Origin of the sequence: Mesorhizobium sp. M0136, from assembly GCF_040322515.1 — a bacterium.
In the GTDB taxonomy this organism is placed as follows: domain Bacteria; phylum Pseudomonadota; class Alphaproteobacteria; order Rhizobiales; family Rhizobiaceae; genus Mesorhizobium.
Genome location: NZ_JAMYTP010000028.1, coordinates 1 through 16,376, shown reverse-complemented (window position 1 = coordinate 16,376; position 16,376 = coordinate 1). Strand labels below are relative to the sequence as shown.

Here is a 16,376-nt window from a genome sequence, read left to right as displayed (position 1 = left end):
CGGCTTTGCCCTTGTTCTAGTGTCCGACCATGACGCCCTTTGACCGCCCGCCGATCGGGATGAATCTCGCGCGCACCGCCAAGCTGGTTGCGCAGGCTTTCGACGCTGCCTTGGTCGAGGCCGGCGGCACGCTGCCGGTCTGGGTCACGTTGCTGTCGGTCAAGTCGCGGGAGCTGGCCAACCAACGCGAGCTCGCCGGCATGATCGGCATTCGGGGCGCAACGCTGACCCACCATCTCAACGCCATGGAGACGCAGGGCCTGCTGATGCGCCGCCGCGATCCCGAGAACCGCCGGGTTCACCAGGTGGAGTTGACCCAGGCCGGAGAGGCGTTGTTCCTGAAATTGCGCACGGCCGCGTTAGCCTTCGACAAACGGCTGCGGAAAGGGCTGTCCGACGACAGGCTGGCGGAGTTTGCACAGGTGCTGGCTGCGCTGCGGGCCAATGTCGAGAGCTAGAAATTAGGCTAGGAAGACGCCATGCGCGAAATTTCGCTGAAGGATGCCAGGGCTAAACTCTCGGCGGTGCTCGATCAGGTCATCGCGGGAGAACCGGCCGTCACCACCCGGCGTGGCCGCAAGCAGGCGGTCATTCTGTCGTTCCAGGACTATGAAAAAGCTGGCGCGTGTGCCAGCTTTGGACAATTGCTGGCAGCATTTCCCGGTGATGAGGATGACCTTCCGCCTCGGCCCATCAGGTCGGTTCGCAAGGCCGAACCATGACGGATCTACGCCCGGCTGCCCTGCAGCACTGTCAGCCTGGCCTTTTTCGGCGTCCGTGCCACCAGCCATTCACGCACCCTGTCCGGCGGCATCGGGAAAGCGATGGAATAGCCTTGCACCTGGTCGCAGCCGATCGCCATCAGCGAGTCGAGCTCGGCTTCGGTTTCGGCGCCCTCGGCAACGATCGAGATGCCGAGACCGCGGGCGAGCTCGGTGAGGGCACGCACGATCTTTGTGTTGCCGCTGTTCTCGTTGATGTTCTGGACGAAGCGGCGGTCGATCTTCAGCCGGTCGATCTCGTTTGGATTGACATGGCTGAGCGATGCGTAGCCGGTGCCGAAATCGTCGAGCTCAAGATGGATGCCGGCGGCGCGGATGTGCCGCAGCTTTGCCGCGATACCGGTCTTCTCGTCGTCGAGAATGACGGATTCGACGATCTCCAGCGATAGTTTGTGCGCGGGCAGGCCGGTCCTTTCCAGCGTCCCGAACAGGAAGACTTCGAAATCTGTCTCGCGCAGCTCCGAACCGGACACGTTGACGGCGATCCGGCCGAAGCCGATGCCTGCGCGGTTCCATTCGGCTGCTTCGTTGATCGCCTTGGCAATGACGATGCGGCCAATCTCGGACATCAAGCCGCATTTTTCCGCGATTGGAATGAACTCGCCCGGCGCGATCATGCCGCGTTCGGCATGCCTCCAGCGAGCCAAAGCTTCGATGCCACTGATGGTGCCGTCCGACAGCGACACCTGCGGCTGGAAATAGACTTCGAACGCCTTCTCCGAGATGGCGACCCTGATGTCGAGCTCGAGCTGCTTTCGGTTGTCGAGTTCGCGCCTCAGCTCATCGGAGAAGAACGACAAACTGCCGCCGCCCTGCTTCTTGGCGGAATACAACGCCAGATCGGCATGGACGAGCAGATCCTGCGCATTGTCGGCGTCGACAGGATAGACCGCAATCCCCGCACTTACGCCCGGATGGATCGTCGTGCCTCGGAATATGACCGGTTCATTGAGTTTGGCCAGCATGCGCCTGGCGACGATATCGATGTCCTCGGTGCTGCCGGCGTCGTTGAGGACGACGACGAATTCATCGCCGCCGAGACGCACGTTGAGATCCGACGTACGGCACGAATCACGCATGCGTTGCGCAGCCGCCACCAGCACATAATCGCCGGCGGCGTGGCCGAACGTGTCGTTGATCTGCTTGAACCGGTCGAGATCGAACTGCACCACGGCAACCCGTTCACGCCGTCGCTGCGCGGCATTGATCAACGTATCGAAATGCTCGGTCAGGAAGGTGCGGTTGTGCAGGCCAGTCAGCCCGTCATGCACGGCAATAAAGGCCATGGAATTGCGCGCATCGACCAGCTCGCGGGTCCTGCGCAAGATAGCATTCGACATCGGCCTGAAAATGAAAAGCGCCACCAGCACGATGACGCCGATGGTCGAGTAGAACAATGTGCGGTTAAGCTCGAGAAGTGTTTCGGATCGCTGGTCTGCAAAGGCGCTGATGCGCTGGCCAAGTGCGGCATAGCCCGACAATGTTGCGTTGGCAACGGAAGCGTTCAGGTTGACGCGCTCCTCTCCACCTTTGTAGCCACCATTGCCGGCCATGTTGAGCCGCGATTCGAACGACGAGATCAGGCGTTCGCCGTTGGCAATAAGCCCGACCGAGAAATAGTCGAGATGGAACGGCTTGGCGAAAAGCACGCTCTCGATCGATTTGGGATCGAACCTTGCCGGCGACGCCGGGTCGGCGGCGGTCCGCTCGAGCAGCAGATCGTAGTTCTTCTCGAACTCTACCGTCGCTTGCTTGAGCGCGGTAACCAGGGCGCGCTGTTGATCGCGCTGCGCGCTGCCTGTCGCTCCGGCAAGGAAGACGATGCGCTGCGACAGGGCTTTTTGTGTGCTGACAATATCGAGCAGCGCCTGATTGTGCCGTTGGGTCGCCATCACCTGTTGCAGCAGGATGAAGGAGGCCACGACCATGGCGGCGATGATCAGCAGAGCCAGCCAGTAGCCGGACTTGATCAGGAGTATGAGCCTGCCTGAAACGGCGTGCGCCGGCTGCTGCGACATTTTCTGATGCGGCCCTCTCGCCAACGAATTCTTGTGCGACAACCTTTGGCTTCAAAGTGTTAAAGGTTTGGGACGGCAGCAGGTCGGCGGCGGCGACCGTGGCGGGAAACCCGCAAAGTGGTTATTGCAATCTTTCGCAGCACCTCCGCATTTGAACATCGTGGCCTCTGCCGTGCCATTGCCGCCACCGAAGCGGTCGCTTTTGCGATGGATTTTTCGTCCGCGCGGCGCGACAGTCCTCATCGATCTCAACAGGGCCTGATCATGACCGCAGCATTCCTCTCCCACATCGACAGCGAGCTTGAAGGGCTGAAATCGGCAGGCCTCTATAAATCCGAGCGGGTGATAACCTCGACCCAATCGGCCGAGATCGAGGTGGGCGGCGAGAAGGTGCTGAATTTCTGCGCCAATAATTATCTCGGCCTCGCCGACAGCGCCGAACTGCGCGAGGCGGCCAAGCAGGCACTCGACCGCTACGGCTACGGCATGGCATCGGTGCGCTTCATCTGCGGCACGCAGGAAGAACACAAGCAGCTCGAGGCGACCATTTCTGACTTCCTCGGCATGGAGGACACCATCCTCTACGGCTCCTGCTTCGACGCCAATGGCGGCCTGTTCGAGACGCTGCTCGGCGAGGAGGATGCGGTCATCTCCGATGCACTGAACCACGCCTCGATCATCGACGGGGTACGGCTGTCGAAGGCAAAGCGCTTCCGCTACGCCAACAACGACATGGCCGATCTCGAAGCGCGGTTGAAAGAGGCGCGCGACTGTCGGTTCCGGCTGATCGCCACCGACGGCGTGTTCTCTATGGATGGCATCATCGCCAATCTGAAGGGCGTCTGCGACCTCGCCGACAAATATGACGCAATGGTCATGGTCGACGACAGCCATGCAGTTGGTTTCGTCGGCAGGAATGGCCGTGGCTCGGCCGAACATTGCGGCGTCGAGGGCAGGGTGGACATCATCACCGGCACGCTCGGCAAGGCATTGGGTGGCGCGTCGGGCGGCTATACGTCGGGCAGGAAGCAGGTGGTCGACTGGCTGCGCCAGCGCTCGCGGCCCTATCTGTTTTCCAACACGCTGATGCCGGCGATCGCCGGCGCCTCGATCCGGGTTTTCGAACTGGTCCGCAATGGCGATGCGTTGCGCCAGCGCCTATATGCCAACGCAGCGCGGTTTCGCTCCGAGATGGGCAGGCTCGGCTTTACACTGGCCGGCGCCGACCATCCGATCATCCCGGTGATGTTGGGCGACGCGACGCTGGCGCAGGAAATGGCCGCGCGCATGCTGAAGCGCGGCATCTATGTCATCGGCTTCTCCTTCCCGGTGGTGCCGAAGGGCCAGGCGCGCATCCGCACGCAGATGTCTGCCGCCCATTCCAGCGCCGACATCGACCGTGCGGTTGAGGCGTTCGCCGCAGTCGGTCGCGAACTCGGCGTGATTTCCTGAATGACCGGCAGTCGAAAAGCGATTCCGGATCAAGACCTTCAAGGGACTGCAGAATGTCGAACATGATGAAGGCGCTGGTGAAGGCCAAGGCCGAGCCGGGCATCTGGATGGAAGAGGTGCCGGTGCCGGAGATCGGCCCCAACGACGTGCTGATCAAGGTCCGGAAGACGGCGATCTGCGGCACCGACGTCCACATCTACAATTGGGATCAGTGGGCGCAAAAGACCGTGCCGGTGCCGATGGTGACCGGGCATGAATTCGTTGGTACGGTCGCCGATTTTGGCGCGGCGGTGACTGAATACAAGGTCGGACAGCGTGTCTCCGGTGAAGGCCATATCGTCTGCGGCCATTGCCGCAACTGCCGGGCGGGCAGGGGGCATCTGTGCCGCAACACGCTCGGCGTCGGCGTCAACCGGCCGGGTGCTTTCGGCGAGTATCTGGCGATCCCGCAGCACAATGTCGTGCCGATCCCCGACGACGTGCCGGACGAGATCGCCGCGATCTTCGATCCCCTGGGCAATGCGGTTCACACCGCACTATCTTTCGACCTCGTCGGCGAGGACGTGCTGGTCACCGGCGCCGGGCCGATCGGCATCATGGGCGCACTGGTGGCGCAGTGCGTCGGTGCGCGAAAAGTGGTCATCACCGACATCAACCCGGTGCGCCTGGCACTGGCAAAAAAGCTCGGCGTCCAGCATGTCGTTGACGCCTCGAAAGAAAAGCTGCGCGATATCATGCCGGCGCTCGGCATGACCGAGGGTTTTGACGTCGGCCTCGAAATGTCCGGTGCCGCACCGGCATTCCGCGACATGATCGATACCATGAACAATGGCGGCAAGATCGCCATTCTCGGAATCGCGCCCACCGGCTTCGAGATCGACTGGAACAAGGTCATCTTCAAGATGCTGCATCTGAAGGGCATCTACGGCCGCGAGATGTTCGAGACCTGGTACAAGATGATTGCGCTGGTGCAGGGTCCTCTCGATGTCAGCGGCCTGATCACCCACCGCATCGGCATCGACGACTACATCTCCGGCTTCGAAGCGATGAAGAGCGGCAATTCCGGCAAGGTGGTCATGGACTGGTGAGGCCCGAAGGAACACGGTGCGAACTGAAAGCTGTCCCGCCAAGGTGCCTGTAATTCTGGCAGGAACCTAGCTTTTCCCCAATGCCGCCTCCAGTGCTGCCACTCCGCCGACAATGGCCACACGCTCGGTGGGGCTCAATCTTGCCAGCAATTCCCGTTCAAATGCCTTCGCCAGCGGCACCATCTCGCGATAGGCGGCAACGCCAGCCTTGGTCAGCGCCAGATGCTCGACACGGCGGTCTTTTTCGTCAGGCGTCCGGCTGAGCCAGCGGCGCCGTTCGAGTTCGGCGACCGCGCGCGAAACCTTGGTCTTGTGCATGGCCGATTGCTCGCCGAGCGCCGTCGCCGTCATCGTGCCGTGCTGTCCAAGCCCGGCCAGCGTGCGCCATTCGGGCCGGGTCAGTCCGTGACGGTCCTTGTAAATCCTTGAGAATTCGCGGCTGACGGCATCGGCAAGCCGATAGAGCCGGTAAGGCAGGAAGGATTCCAGCTCGAGGATTTCCATGGTTGGCCTGACTGGGCATGCTGGCGGCTCATGCCGAAATCACCGTTGATGGTTACATTTTCAATGGTTACAGATGAAACCGGTATGGTCAACTCGGACCATCTTTGCGGACGAGCAAACGATGCTCCGAGACCATGAATTCGGGAGGGTTCCATGGCCTGCTCCTACATGCCGGGTTTCGGCAATGACTTCGAAACCGAGACTTTGCCGGGCTCGCTGCCGCAAGGGCGAAACTCGCCGCAGCGGCCGGCCTATGGCCTCTATGCCGAGCAGCTTTCCGGCTCCCCTTTCACCGCGCCGCGCGGCACCAATGAGCGCTCCTGGCTTTATCGGATAAGGCCGAGCGTCAGGCACACCGGCCGCTTCAAAGCGGCGAATTATCCGCTTTGGAAAAGCGCGCCGAACGTCGGCGACCACCAGCTCGCACTCGGCCAGTATCGCTGGAGCCCGGTGCCGATGCCCAAGGAGCCGACCGATTTCATTGCCGGCCTGCGCTCGATCACCACCGCCGGCGACGTGCTCGGCCAGACCGGCATGGCGGCACACGTCTATGTCGCCAATCGCTCGATGGTCGACGATCATTTCTTCAACGCCGACGGCGAGTTACTGGTCGTCCCGCAGGTTGGAGCCTTGCGCTTCGTCACCGAGATGGGGGTCATCGAACTCAGGCCGGGCGAGATCGCCGTGCTGCCGCGTGGTCTGGTGTTCAAGGTCGAACTGGTGGATGCCGAAGTGCGCGGCTATGTCTGCGAGAATTACGGCGCCAAGCTGACGCTGCCGGACCGTGGCCCGATCGGCGCCAATTGCCTGGCCAATCCGCGCGATTTCAAGACGCCCTGTGCCTGGTTCGAGGACAAGGAGACACCGTGCCGGCTGATCGCGAAATGGTGTGGTCAGTTCCATGTCACCGAGCTCGACCATTCGCCGCTGGATGTGGTGGCGTGGCACGGCAATTATTCGCCCTACAAATATGATCTTGCGACCTTCTCGCCGGTCGGTGCGATCCTGTTCGACCACCCCGATCCGTCGATCTTCACCGTGCTGACCGCGCCGAGCGGCGAGGAAGGCACCGCCAATATCGATTTCGTCATCTTCCCGCCGCGCTGGCTTGTGGCGGAAAACACTTTCCGGCCGCCCTGGTATCACCGCAACATCATGAGCGAGTTCATGGGCCTCATACATGGTCAGTACGATGCCAAGGAAGAGGGCTTCGTGCCCGGCGGCATCAGTCTGCACAACATGATGCTGGCTCACGGACCCGATGCATCTGGCTTCGAAAAAGCCTCGCGCGCGGAGCTGAAACCGGTCAAGCTCGACAACACCATGGCCTTCATGTTCGAGACACGCTTTCCGCAGATGGTGACCCGCTATGGCGCCGAGCTCGAAACCCGGCAGGACAATTACATCGACTGCTGGGCTGGCCTGAAGAAGCGCTTCAACGGCACGCCCGAGGGCGACTGGTCTTGAGCGCCGTCGCGTGACGGATCGTCTGGTGCTTCTTGGCTCGAAGGGCGGTCCCGCGCTGCGGCCGGGCGGGCCGTGGCCGAGTTCGTCGCTGCTGGAGATTGGCGGCCGCACCATTGTCGTCGATTGCGGGCTGGGCGTAACGCGCGGGCTGACCGGTGCCGGCATCAGCCTGAAGGCGCTCGACCTGATCTTCATCACGCATTTGCATTCCGACCATGTGCTGGAACTTGGACCGTTGATCCACACCGCATGGACGGCCGGCCTGGCAACAAAGGTCACCGTATTCGGCCCGCCCGGCACCGGCCATTATTGGCAACGCTTTTGCCAGGCGATGGAGTTCGACATCGAGATCCGCATCGCCGATGAAGGGCGGCCGGATCTCCGCGACCTGGTCTCGATCGTCGAGTTTGGTGAAGGCCAGGTGGCGCAAGAGCGCGGTCTCAAAATATCGGCCTTGCGCGTCGACCACCCGCCGGTGACGGACTGCTTTGCGCTGCGCTTCGATCATGCGAGGCAAGGCGTCGTCTTTTCGTCGGATACGGCGTTCTTTCCGCCATTGGCGGATTTCGCCCAAGGCGCCGACATACTGGTCCACGAGGCCATGCTGGAAGTGGGTATCGAGCGGCTGGTCGCGAAGACCGGCAACGGCGCAAGGCTGAGGGAACACCTGCTTGCCAGCCATAGCTTTGCCGAGGAAGCGGGCCGCATCGCCAGTGATGCAGGCGTCAAAAGACTGGTCCTCAACCATCTCATTCCCGCCGACGATCCCGAGATCGACGAGGCCGACTGGATTGCCGCCGTCAGGAAAACATGGGCCGGCGACTTGACGATCGCACGCGACGGCCTTGTTGTGGGGCTGCAGCATGATCCCGAAAAGTGGAAACCGGTTATCGGAAGAGATCATGCGTAAAACAAAAATCAAAAGCAGCACCAAAGCTGCGCCAGGAGAGGAAACCGCATGAAGCTTGCCACATTGAAGGATGGGACGCGCGACGGAAAGCTTGTCGTCGTCTCGCGCGACCTGACGCGGTTCACCGATGCTTCGTTTCTGGTGCGGACGCTGCAGGCCGCGCTTGACGGCTGGCATCGGATCGCGCCGCATCTCGCTGCCATGGCTGAATCGCTGGAGAATAATGCGGTGCCGTCGGCTCGCTTTCACGAGCATGACGCCCATTCGCCGCTGCCGCGCGCCTACCAATGGGCCGATGGCTCGGCCTATGTGAACCATGTCGAGCTGGTGCGGAAGGCGCGCGGCGCCGAGATGCCGGCAAGCTTCTGGACCGATCCGCTGATCTACCAGGGCGGCTCGGACGCTTTCCTCGCACCGCGGGACCCAATCCGCATGACCGACGAGACCCTTGGCATCGACATGGAAGGAGAGGTCGCGGTCATAGTTGACGATGTGCCGATGGGCGCAAGCCTCGAAGAGGCGCGGGCAGCGATCCGCCTGGTCACGCTGGTCAACGATGTGACGCTGCGCAGCCTGACCGGACCTGAGCTTGCCAAGGGGTTCGGCTTCTACCAGTCGAAACCGTCATCGGCCTTTTCGCCGGTAGCGGTGACGCCGGAAGAGCTGGGCGATGCCTGGGACGGCGGCAAGGTCAGCCTGCCGCTGCTGGTCGATCTCAACGGCAAACCGTTCGGCCGGGCGAACGCCGGCATCGACATGACCTTCGACTTTCCGGCGCTGATTGTTCACGCCGCAAAAACGCGGCCGCTGGCCGCCGGCACCATCATCGGTTCGGGCACCGTCTCCAACAAGCTCGACGGCGGGCCGGGCAAGCCTGTCTCGGCAGGCGGCGCCGGCTATTCCTGTATCGCCGAGTTGCGGATGATCGAGACTATTGAGACTGGCGAACCGAAAACGCCCTTCCTGCGCTTTGGCGATACCGCGCGCATCGAGATGAAGGACAGGGGCGGGCATTCGATCTTCGGTGCCATCGAGCAGAAGGTCGAGAAATACGAGGGGGCAAGAGAATGACGGGCGAGACATTCTACCTGCTGTGCGGTGTCTGGGCTCTTGTCATGCTGGCGATCTTCATCCAGGCAATCAGACTGAGCTACCGCATCGAGGCTCGCTCGCCTGACCTGACCAACCGCAGCGGCTTTCCGCGCAAGGCGATGATGTTTCACACCGTCACCAACACGAATGTCGCGCTGGACCAGGAAACGCAAGCCATGCGGCGGCACATGATCCGGCTTCTGCTGATCGTCATCGCCGGATTCGCGCTCATGTGGGCGGGCTTGTATTTGGTCCGGTCAGCGGCGTGAAGTCATGGACCTGCTGAACCATTTCCGCCGCATGGCAGCTAACAATCTGTGGTCCAACGACCGGCTCTATCGTGCCGTGCTGCAGCTTGAGCCCGGCGAATTCGAAGCTGAAAGGATAAGCTTCTTCCCATCGATCAAGGCAACGCTGAACCACATTCTGGCGGTCGATCACCTCTATCTCGATTTTCTCGAAGAGAGCGGCGTCGGCGCCGCCGCCCATGACGATTTTGTGCCGTTCAACGATGCCAAGGCGCTTTTTGTTGCACAGGCGGAGGCCGACCGGCGGCTGATCGCCTTTTGCGACCGCCTGTTGGCGGACGATTTCGAGCGCCGCGTTCTCACCGACCGGCGCGAGGACGGCATGATACCGGAACGGATCGGCGACCTGCTCGCCCATCTCTTCATCCACGACATCCATCATCGCGGCCAGGTGCACGCGATGCTGTCCGGCACCTCGGTGAAACCGCCGCAACTCGACGAGTTCTTCCTCGATTACGATGTGAAACTCAGGAAAGCGGAGGTTGAGCGGCTGGGCTTGCGAGACCAACTGCTTGGATAATCATGCCAAAGCTACATCGTAACGGGCGAAATGCGGGTCGGATGTCAGGATGGTGAGGTTCTCCACTTGCGCCTGCGCAATCAGAAGCCTGTCGAACGGATCACCATGGTGGTGGGGTAGGCCGCCGACGGCGTTCGCGTGCTGGAAGGTTACGGCGAGCGGCTGAAATTGCATCCTTGGAAGCAGCGTTGGCAGATCGTCCGGCGCATTAAGTTTTCTGATCGAACGTTTGATGGAAATTTCCCAGACGCTTGCCGCGCTCGCGAACACCACCGCTTCCGAAGCCAGAATAACGCGGTGGTGCTCGCTGAGACGGCGATCGTCCGAAATCGACCAGAGGATGATGTGTGTGTCGGCGAGAAACGGGCCGACCGTCATTTCACGTACTCATCCCACTCGGGACCGAGTTCATCAAAATCGTCCGCAATCCAGATCTTGCCCTTCAACGCGCCTATCCGCGGCAGGGGTTCGGCCACTGCCGGAGCTACGATACGCGCCGCCACCTTGCCGTGGCGTGTGAGCACGATCTCCTCGCCGGCTTCCGCGCGGCTGACGAGTTCCGACAATTTGGCCTTGGCTTCGGCAATAGAAACATTCATGACTCGATCCTTATGACCATAATTTAGGTCATAATTGATCAAACCACAAGACACCTCGGCCGAGCTGGCTACGCTGCCTTGCCGTCCACCCTCAGCACGCCGCGCTTGATCTGGTCCTGCTCGATCGATTCGAACAAGGCGCGGAAATTGCCCTCGCCAAAACCTTCGTCGCCCTTCCTCTGGATGAACTCGAAGAAGATCGGCCCGATCACGGTTTTCGAAAAGATCTGCAGCAGGATCTTGGTCGTGCCGCCGTCGACCACGCCTTCGCCGTCGATCAGGATACCGTGCTTCTTCATCCGCTCGATCGGCTCATCATGGCCGTTCACGCGGGCATGGGACATGTCGTAATAGGTCTCCGGCGGACCCGGCATGAACTTCAGGCCGTTGGCGGCCAGCCTGTCGGTGGCGCCATAGATGTCGTCGGTGCCGACGGCGATGTGCTGGATGCCTTCGCCATTGTACTTCTTCAGATATTCGGCGATCTGGCTGGTCTCGTCCTTGGACTCGTTGAGCGGGATGCGGATCTTGCCGCACGGCGAGGTGATGGCGCGGCTGACCAGGCCGGTGATCTTGCCGTCGATGTCGAAGAAATGGATCTGCTTGAAACCGAACAGGTCGCGGTAGAAATCCCACCATTTGTCCATGTTGCCGCGATAGACATTGTGGGTCAGGTGGTCGAGATAATAGAAGCCGACGCCTTCCGGCTTGGTGTCGCGCTCGCCCAGCCAGTCGAACTCGGCGTCGTAAGCCGACCCCTTCTCGCCGTAGGTTTCGATGAAATAGAGCAGCGATCCGCCGATACCGACGATCGCCGGCACATCGAGCGTCTTGTCGTTGCCTTCATAGGGCGTCGCGCCCTTGGCTACCGCATGGTCGAAGGCATGCCTTGCATCGACCACCCGCCAGGCCATCGAGGCGGCGCAAGGGCCGTGCTTGTCGACGAATTTCATGGCATGGGAGCCGGGTTCGGCATTGACGACATAATTGATGTCGCCTTGCCGCCAGACGGTAATATTCTTGCTGCGGCGCTTGGCGACCGGCACATAGCCCATACGGGTGAACAGTTCGGCGAGCTTTTCTGGCTCGGCATGCGCGAATTCGACGAATTCGAAACCGTCGGTGCCGGCGGGATTGGTCTTGCTGATCTTGGCGGGCGGTGCATCGTGCGGGAAGGGACCCATGGCAGTGTCCTCCAAAGCTGTTCGGCCCGGAAAGGCCATCTCAGCCCAATGATAGCAAGGACGCAGTGCATGGTGCTTGCATTCAAACGCTTGAAATGATCAGGTAATGCGTGAATTGTGCATGTATGGAGAGAAACCCATGGATGATGCGCGCATCGATCAGTTTGACCGCAAGATAATGGCTCTGCTGCAGACCGACGCGCGGCTGACCAACAACGACCTGTCGGAACGGGTGAACCTGTCGGCGTCGCAATGCTCGCGACGTCGCCAGCGGCTGGAGGAGGACGGCTACATCAAGGGCTACCGGGCGGTGCTCGACCGCGACAGGCTCGGCTTTTCCCTTGTCAACGTCATCTCTGTGACGCTCGCCACCCACAACCGCGACAATGCGCGGCGTTTCGGCGAATTGGTGGCGCGGCTGCCGCAGGTGCAGGAAGCGCATGCGCTGACCGGCGAGATGGATTATATATTGAAAGTGGTGACGCCCGACCTGAAGTCGCTGTCGGAATTCGTCAACAACGTGCTGCTGCCGCACGAATCCGTACAGCACGTGAAGACGGCGATCGTGCTGGAGACGCTAAAGGAAACCGGCGCGCTGCCGATCTGAGGGCGAATATCACCCCTTCGATTGCTGGATCAGCCCATAGAGATTGGTGCAGCGGGCGCCGGACCGGCAGTAGGCGAAGACCGGGCCTTCGAGTTCCTCAAGCGCCTCAGCCTGGTCCTCGACATTTTCGGCCGTGATCTGGCCGCTGATGACGGGGATGTAGCGGAAGGCGAGCCCGGCGCCCTCGACCGCCGCCTTGACGGTGTCGGCCGATGGCTGGCCGGGCTGCTCATCGTCCGGCCGGTTGCAGATCACGCTCTTGAAGCCGGCGGCCTTGATGGTCGCGACATCCTCGGGCTGGATCTGGCCCGAGACCGAATAGTCCTCGCTGATCTGACGGTATTCCATGGCGGTGTCCTCGCAATCTGGTTAGCGGCAGTCTTGCCACTCCCTGACCCGGTCGGCAATCCGCGCGAAAAGAAATCCATCCGCGCAGATAGAGATTTCGATGCCGGAAATCCAGCCGGACGGCGCCGCGTGTGCTTGGATGCGCCATACGCCAGCCCGGCTGGATGAACGAGGTCGATCGCTCAGCTGCCGAGGATCGCGCCTTTGATCTGGGTGATGTTGTTGTGCATCAGGTCGATATAAGTCGCGGCCGGGCCGTCGGGCTGCGACAGCGCATCGGAATAGAGCGTGCCGCCCACCTTGATGCCGGTCTCGCTGGCGATCTGCTCGATCAGCCGCGGATTGGTGATGTTCTCGACGAAGATCGCCGCCGCCTTGTCCTGCTTCACCTGGCTGACCAGCTTGGCCACGTCGGCGGCGGAAGGCTCCGACTCGGTCGATACGCCCTCCGGGGCCAGGAAGGTCAAGCCATAGGCCTTCTCGAAATAGCCGAAGGCGTCATGCGAGGTGATGACGACGCGCTTCTCTTGCGGGATCGACTGGATCGCAGCCTGCACTTCGCCCTCGAGCGTATCGAGCTTTTGCGTATAGGCGGCTGCATTGGCCTTGTAGCTGTCGCAACCCGCAGCGTCGGCCGTGCAAAAGGCGTCGGCGATGTTCTTCACATAGATCTTGGCGTTGGCGATCGACTGGAAGGCATGCGGATCGGTGACCGTCTTGCCGCCATCGGTTTCCGCGCCTTCGGCGGCGTCGGCCTCGGCGAATTCGGGTTTGAAATTGATCGGCGTGACCCCCTTGGTCAGCACGGCAATCGAAGCCTTGGTGGCGCTGGCGTCGACCAGGCGCTGCAGAAAACCTTCGAAATGCAGGCCGTTGACCAGCACGATGTCGGCCTTGGCCATGGCCACCGCATCGGCGGGGCTCGGCTCGTAGACGTGGGCGTCGCCGTCCGGCCCGACGATGGTGGTCAGATCGATGCGGTCGCCGCCGACATTCTTGGCGAAATCGGCGATGATCGTGAAGCTGGCGACCACTTTCAACGGCTCAGCAAAGGCCGACGAAGCGCCAAGGGCGGTTAACGTTATAACGCTCACGGCCAACGCGGTGCGAATCGATTTCAGCATGGACAGTTTCTCCTTGTTGGGATCAGGCAGTTCTGTGGCGGTGATGGACGATGCGGGCGCGCAGGATGCCGCGCGTGCCGAACAGGATCGAGGCGAAATAGACGACGCCGGCGAACAGGATGATGGCCGGGCCGGAGGGCAATGACGCATGGTAGGACAACAGCAGCCCGGCAATGCAGGAGGCAAAGCCGATCACTGTGGCCAACACGCACATCGGCTCGACACGAGACGTCCAGAAGCGGGCCGCCGCCGCCGGCAGCATCATCAGCCCGACCGACAGCAAGGTGCCGAGCGCCTGGAAACCACCGACGAGATTGAGCACGACGAGGCCGAGAAAGATGAAATGCACCGGGCTGCCCATCCGGCTGACCGAGCGCAGGAACAAAGGGTCGAGGCATTCGGCGACCAGCGCCCGCCAGAAGATGGCGAGGCTGGCCAGCGTCACCACGACGATGCCGCCGATCAGCGTCAGCGCCTCGTTGTTGAGCGCCAATACGGTGCCGAACAGCACATGCATGAGATCGACGCTGGAACCGCGGATCGACACCATAAGCACGCCGATGGCCAGCGAAATCAGATAGAAGGCCGCCATCGAGGCGTCCTCGCGCTGAATGGTGAAGCGCGAGACGGCGCCGGCGCCGAGCGCCACGATGATGCCGGCGATCAGTCCGCCGATAGTCATCGGCAGGATTTCCAGGCCATAAAACAGGAAGCCGGCGGCAGCACCCGGCAGGATGGCATGCGCCATGGCGTCGCCGGACAGGCTCATGCGCCGCAGCATCAGGAACACGCCGACCGGGCAGGCTCCGAGCGACAGCATCATCGAACCGGCGAGCGCCCGCTGCATGAAGGCGTAGTCGGCGAACGGAGCGACGAACAGACCGTAGAGCACGTCCATCACGCCGCCCTCGGCCCCGGGCCGTGATGATGGTCATGGTCATGCCCGTGGCCACTGTGCTGGTGATCATGCTCGCCGGGCTCACACCATGGCGCGTTGTCCTCCCAGGCTTCGTGGAAGCGGCGCGCACGCAACAAATTCTCCGGCCGCAGCGTCTCCTTAGTCTCTCCCCAGGCGATCGGCTGGCGCGCCAGCAGCAGTGTTTCGGGGAAATTCTGCCGCACCAGATCGAGATCGTGGACCACAACCATGATCGTGCGTTCCTCGCCGTGCCAGCGCTTGATCAGCGCGATCAGGTCACCGACCGTCTTGGCATCGACGGCGTTGAACGGCTCGTCGAGCAGGATGAGCTCGGCATCCTGCAACAGCACGCGGGCAAACAGCGTGCGCTGCAGCTGGCCGCCCGACAACGTGTCGATCGGGCGCTTCTCGAAGCCGCCGAGGCCGACGGCCATCAGCGCCTCGCTGACCGAGTCGCGATCTTCCCTTGTATAACGGCCGAGCATGCCACGCCGCGGCCACAGGCCAAGGGAAACCAGGTCGACGACACGCGCAGGAAAGGAGCGGTCGAGCTCCGATTGCTGCGGAAGATAGGCGGCGCGCACGCCGGGCGCCCGGATCACCGCGCCGGCCATCGGCTTCAGAACGCCGACGATGCCCTTCATCAGCGTCGACTTGCCGGAGCCGTTGGCGCCGACGACCGCTGTCAGCGATCCCTTGCGGATCGTACCATTGAGGTGGTGGACCGCAGGATGGCTGTTGTAGCCCAGCGTCAGGTCGCGGAAGGTCAGGCAGGTTTGGCTCATGTGACGATCCATGGGGCGACGATCGGTGCTGCAGGGGCGGATTCGATATGTGATGTTATTACATTAGTCAACAAGCCAATCGGGCGGAATTGCGGCCAGGCCGTCATGTTGTCTGCTTTGGCTTGGCTCAAGCGGTTCCGCTCGAGCGGTCTTGCCCCCGGCGAACCCGGCCCCTAAACAGGCACACCGACAAGAGGAGAAGGAATATCCAATGAGCATTCGTCGCATCGATGTGGGCCCGCGCATGAGCCAGATCGTCATCCACGGCAACACCGTCTATCTGGCCGGTCAGGTCGGCAAGCCGGGCGGAAACGTCGGCGCCCAGACCAGGGACATTCTGGCGGCGATCGACGAATTGCTGGCCAAGGCCGGCACCGACAAGACCAAGATCCTGCAGGCGATCATCTGGCTGGCCGACATGAGCACCTTTGCCGAGATGAACGCGGAATGGGACAAATGGGTGCCGCAGGGCAACACGCCGGCCCGCGCCACGGGCGAAGCGAAACTTGCCGGACCGGAATATCTGGTCGAGATCATTGTTACCGCGGCGATTTGAGGCCTAGCGCTTTCCCTTCTCCCCTTGTGGGCCTGTTGCGTAATTCGCTGATTGTGATTCTCTGAGACGAAGCTCGGAGGGAATCGCGATGGCAGTGAAGCAGATGGGCCAGT

At 61.8% G+C, this 16,376-nt stretch carries 20 protein-coding genes; 11 read left to right on the top strand and 9 right to left on the bottom strand.

What is annotated here, in order from left to right:
* Positions 1–29: 29 nt before the first annotated feature.
* Both NKJ35_RS26425 and NKJ35_RS26420 read left to right on the top strand, forming a co-directional pair.
* The gene (locus NKJ35_RS26425; RefSeq protein WP_352650328.1) at positions 30–458 is read left to right on the top strand and encodes a MarR family winged helix-turn-helix transcriptional regulator; all 429 of its coding nucleotides are present in this window, start codon (positions 30–32) and stop codon (positions 456–458) included.
* A gap of 21 nt (positions 459–479) precedes the next feature.
* A complete protein-coding gene (locus NKJ35_RS26420) occupies positions 480–722 on the top strand; it encodes a type II toxin-antitoxin system Phd/YefM family antitoxin (protein ID WP_352650326.1) in 243 nt (80 codons plus the stop codon).
* A 5-nt stretch (positions 723–727) separates the two neighbouring features.
* Here NKJ35_RS26420 and NKJ35_RS26415 read toward each other — a convergent pair whose 3' ends face one another.
* Positions 728–2,800, bottom strand: coding sequence for a putative bifunctional diguanylate cyclase/phosphodiesterase (locus NKJ35_RS26415; RefSeq protein WP_352650325.1), 2,073 nt, complete (start codon positions 2,798–2,800; stop codon positions 728–730).
* A 264-nt stretch (positions 2,801–3,064) separates the two neighbouring features.
* On the opposite strand from NKJ35_RS26415, the gene NKJ35_RS26410 reads away from it, so the two are divergent.
* A complete protein-coding gene (locus NKJ35_RS26410; RefSeq protein ID WP_352650323.1) occupies positions 3,065–4,252 on the top strand; it encodes a glycine C-acetyltransferase in 1,188 nt (395 codons plus the stop codon).
* Positions 4,253–4,305: 53 nt separating this feature from the next.
* Positions 4,306–5,340 (top strand): L-threonine 3-dehydrogenase, encoded by a 1,035-nt coding sequence (gene tdh, locus NKJ35_RS26405; protein WP_352650321.1) that lies wholly within the window; start codon positions 4,306–4,308, stop codon positions 5,338–5,340.
* A 66-nt stretch (positions 5,341–5,406) separates the two neighbouring features.
* Here the strand turns inward: tdh and NKJ35_RS26400 are convergent, their stop codons facing one another.
* Entirely contained in the window at positions 5,407–5,844 is a 438-nt protein-coding gene (locus NKJ35_RS26400) for a MarR family winged helix-turn-helix transcriptional regulator (protein WP_352650319.1), read from the bottom strand.
* Between the two features lie 153 nt (positions 5,845–5,997).
* Between NKJ35_RS26400 and hmgA the strand changes: the two genes are divergently transcribed.
* The 5 genes from hmgA to NKJ35_RS26375 are packed head-to-tail and all read left to right on the top strand — an operon-like array spanning position 5,998 to position 10,141.
* Positions 5,998–7,311 (top strand): homogentisate 1,2-dioxygenase, encoded by a 1,314-nt coding sequence (hmgA, locus tag NKJ35_RS26395; protein ID WP_352650317.1) that lies wholly within the window; start codon positions 5,998–6,000, stop codon positions 7,309–7,311.
* Positions 7,312–7,321: 10 nt separating this feature from the next.
* On the top strand, positions 7,322–8,221 hold the full coding sequence (locus NKJ35_RS26390) for an MBL fold metallo-hydrolase (protein ID WP_352650315.1): 900 nt from the start codon (positions 7,322–7,324) through the stop codon (positions 8,219–8,221).
* Positions 8,222–8,269: 48 nt separating this feature from the next.
* Positions 8,270–9,292, top strand: coding sequence for a fumarylacetoacetate hydrolase family protein (locus NKJ35_RS26385; protein ID WP_352650313.1), 1,023 nt, complete (start codon positions 8,270–8,272; stop codon positions 9,290–9,292).
* The gene (locus NKJ35_RS26380; RefSeq protein WP_352650312.1) at positions 9,289–9,582 is read left to right on the top strand and encodes a hypothetical protein; all 294 of its coding nucleotides are present in this window, start codon (positions 9,289–9,291) and stop codon (positions 9,580–9,582) included. Before NKJ35_RS26385 ends, NKJ35_RS26380 begins: the two co-directional genes overlap by 4 nt.
* A gap of 4 nt (positions 9,583–9,586) precedes the next feature.
* The gene (locus NKJ35_RS26375) at positions 9,587–10,141 is read left to right on the top strand and encodes a DinB family protein (RefSeq protein ID WP_352650310.1); all 555 of its coding nucleotides are present in this window, start codon (positions 9,587–9,589) and stop codon (positions 10,139–10,141) included.
* Here NKJ35_RS26375 and NKJ35_RS26370 read toward each other — a convergent pair whose 3' ends face one another.
* The 3 genes from NKJ35_RS26370 to hppD form a co-directional block, all read right to left on the bottom strand.
* Entirely contained in the window at positions 10,142–10,519 is a 378-nt protein-coding gene (locus NKJ35_RS26370) for a type II toxin-antitoxin system VapC family toxin (RefSeq protein WP_352650308.1), read from the bottom strand. It abuts the gene before it with no gap.
* Positions 10,516–10,740, bottom strand: a complete 225-nt coding sequence (locus tag NKJ35_RS26365) for a type II toxin-antitoxin system Phd/YefM family antitoxin (RefSeq protein WP_254817725.1) — start codon at positions 10,738–10,740, stop codon at positions 10,516–10,518. Before NKJ35_RS26365 ends, NKJ35_RS26370 begins: the two co-directional genes overlap by 4 nt.
* A gap of 68 nt (positions 10,741–10,808) precedes the next feature.
* A complete protein-coding gene (hppD, locus tag NKJ35_RS26360; protein ID WP_352650307.1) occupies positions 10,809–11,924 on the bottom strand; it encodes a 4-hydroxyphenylpyruvate dioxygenase in 1,116 nt (371 codons plus the stop codon).
* 139 nt (positions 11,925–12,063) lie between these two features.
* Here hppD and NKJ35_RS26355 point away from each other — a divergent pair, with 139 nt between their 5' ends.
* On the top strand, positions 12,064–12,531 hold the full coding sequence (locus tag NKJ35_RS26355; protein WP_352650305.1) for an Lrp/AsnC family transcriptional regulator: 468 nt from the start codon (positions 12,064–12,066) through the stop codon (positions 12,529–12,531).
* Between the two features lie 9 nt (positions 12,532–12,540).
* Here the strand turns inward: NKJ35_RS26355 and NKJ35_RS26350 are convergent, their stop codons facing one another.
* The 4 genes from NKJ35_RS26350 to aztA all read right to left on the bottom strand — a co-directional run bounded on the left by NKJ35_RS26350 (position 12,541) and on the right by aztA (position 15,707).
* On the bottom strand, positions 12,541–12,879 hold the full coding sequence (locus NKJ35_RS26350; protein WP_254817489.1) for a protein tyrosine phosphatase family protein: 339 nt from the start codon (positions 12,877–12,879) through the stop codon (positions 12,541–12,543).
* A 182-nt stretch (positions 12,880–13,061) separates the two neighbouring features.
* Positions 13,062–14,003 carry a zinc ABC transporter substrate-binding protein AztC gene (aztC, locus tag NKJ35_RS26345; RefSeq protein ID WP_352650304.1) on the bottom strand — a complete coding sequence of 314 codons (942 nt, stop codon included), beginning with the start codon at positions 14,001–14,003 and terminating at the stop codon, positions 13,062–13,064.
* Positions 14,004–14,025: 22 nt separating this feature from the next.
* Positions 14,026–14,901, bottom strand: a complete 876-nt coding sequence (gene aztB / locus NKJ35_RS26340; RefSeq protein ID WP_352650382.1) for a zinc ABC transporter permease AztB — start codon at positions 14,899–14,901, stop codon at positions 14,026–14,028.
* Positions 14,901–15,707, bottom strand: coding sequence for a zinc ABC transporter ATP-binding protein AztA (aztA, locus tag NKJ35_RS26335; protein ID WP_352650302.1), 807 nt, complete (start codon positions 15,705–15,707; stop codon positions 14,901–14,903). The genes aztB and aztA overlap by 1 nt, the downstream gene beginning before the upstream one ends.
* A gap of 211 nt (positions 15,708–15,918) precedes the next feature.
* On the opposite strand from aztA, the gene NKJ35_RS26330 reads away from it, so the two are divergent.
* On the top strand, positions 15,919–16,263 hold the full coding sequence (locus NKJ35_RS26330; protein WP_023674415.1) for a RidA family protein: 345 nt from the start codon (positions 15,919–15,921) through the stop codon (positions 16,261–16,263).
* Positions 16,264–16,376 lie beyond the last annotated feature (113 nt).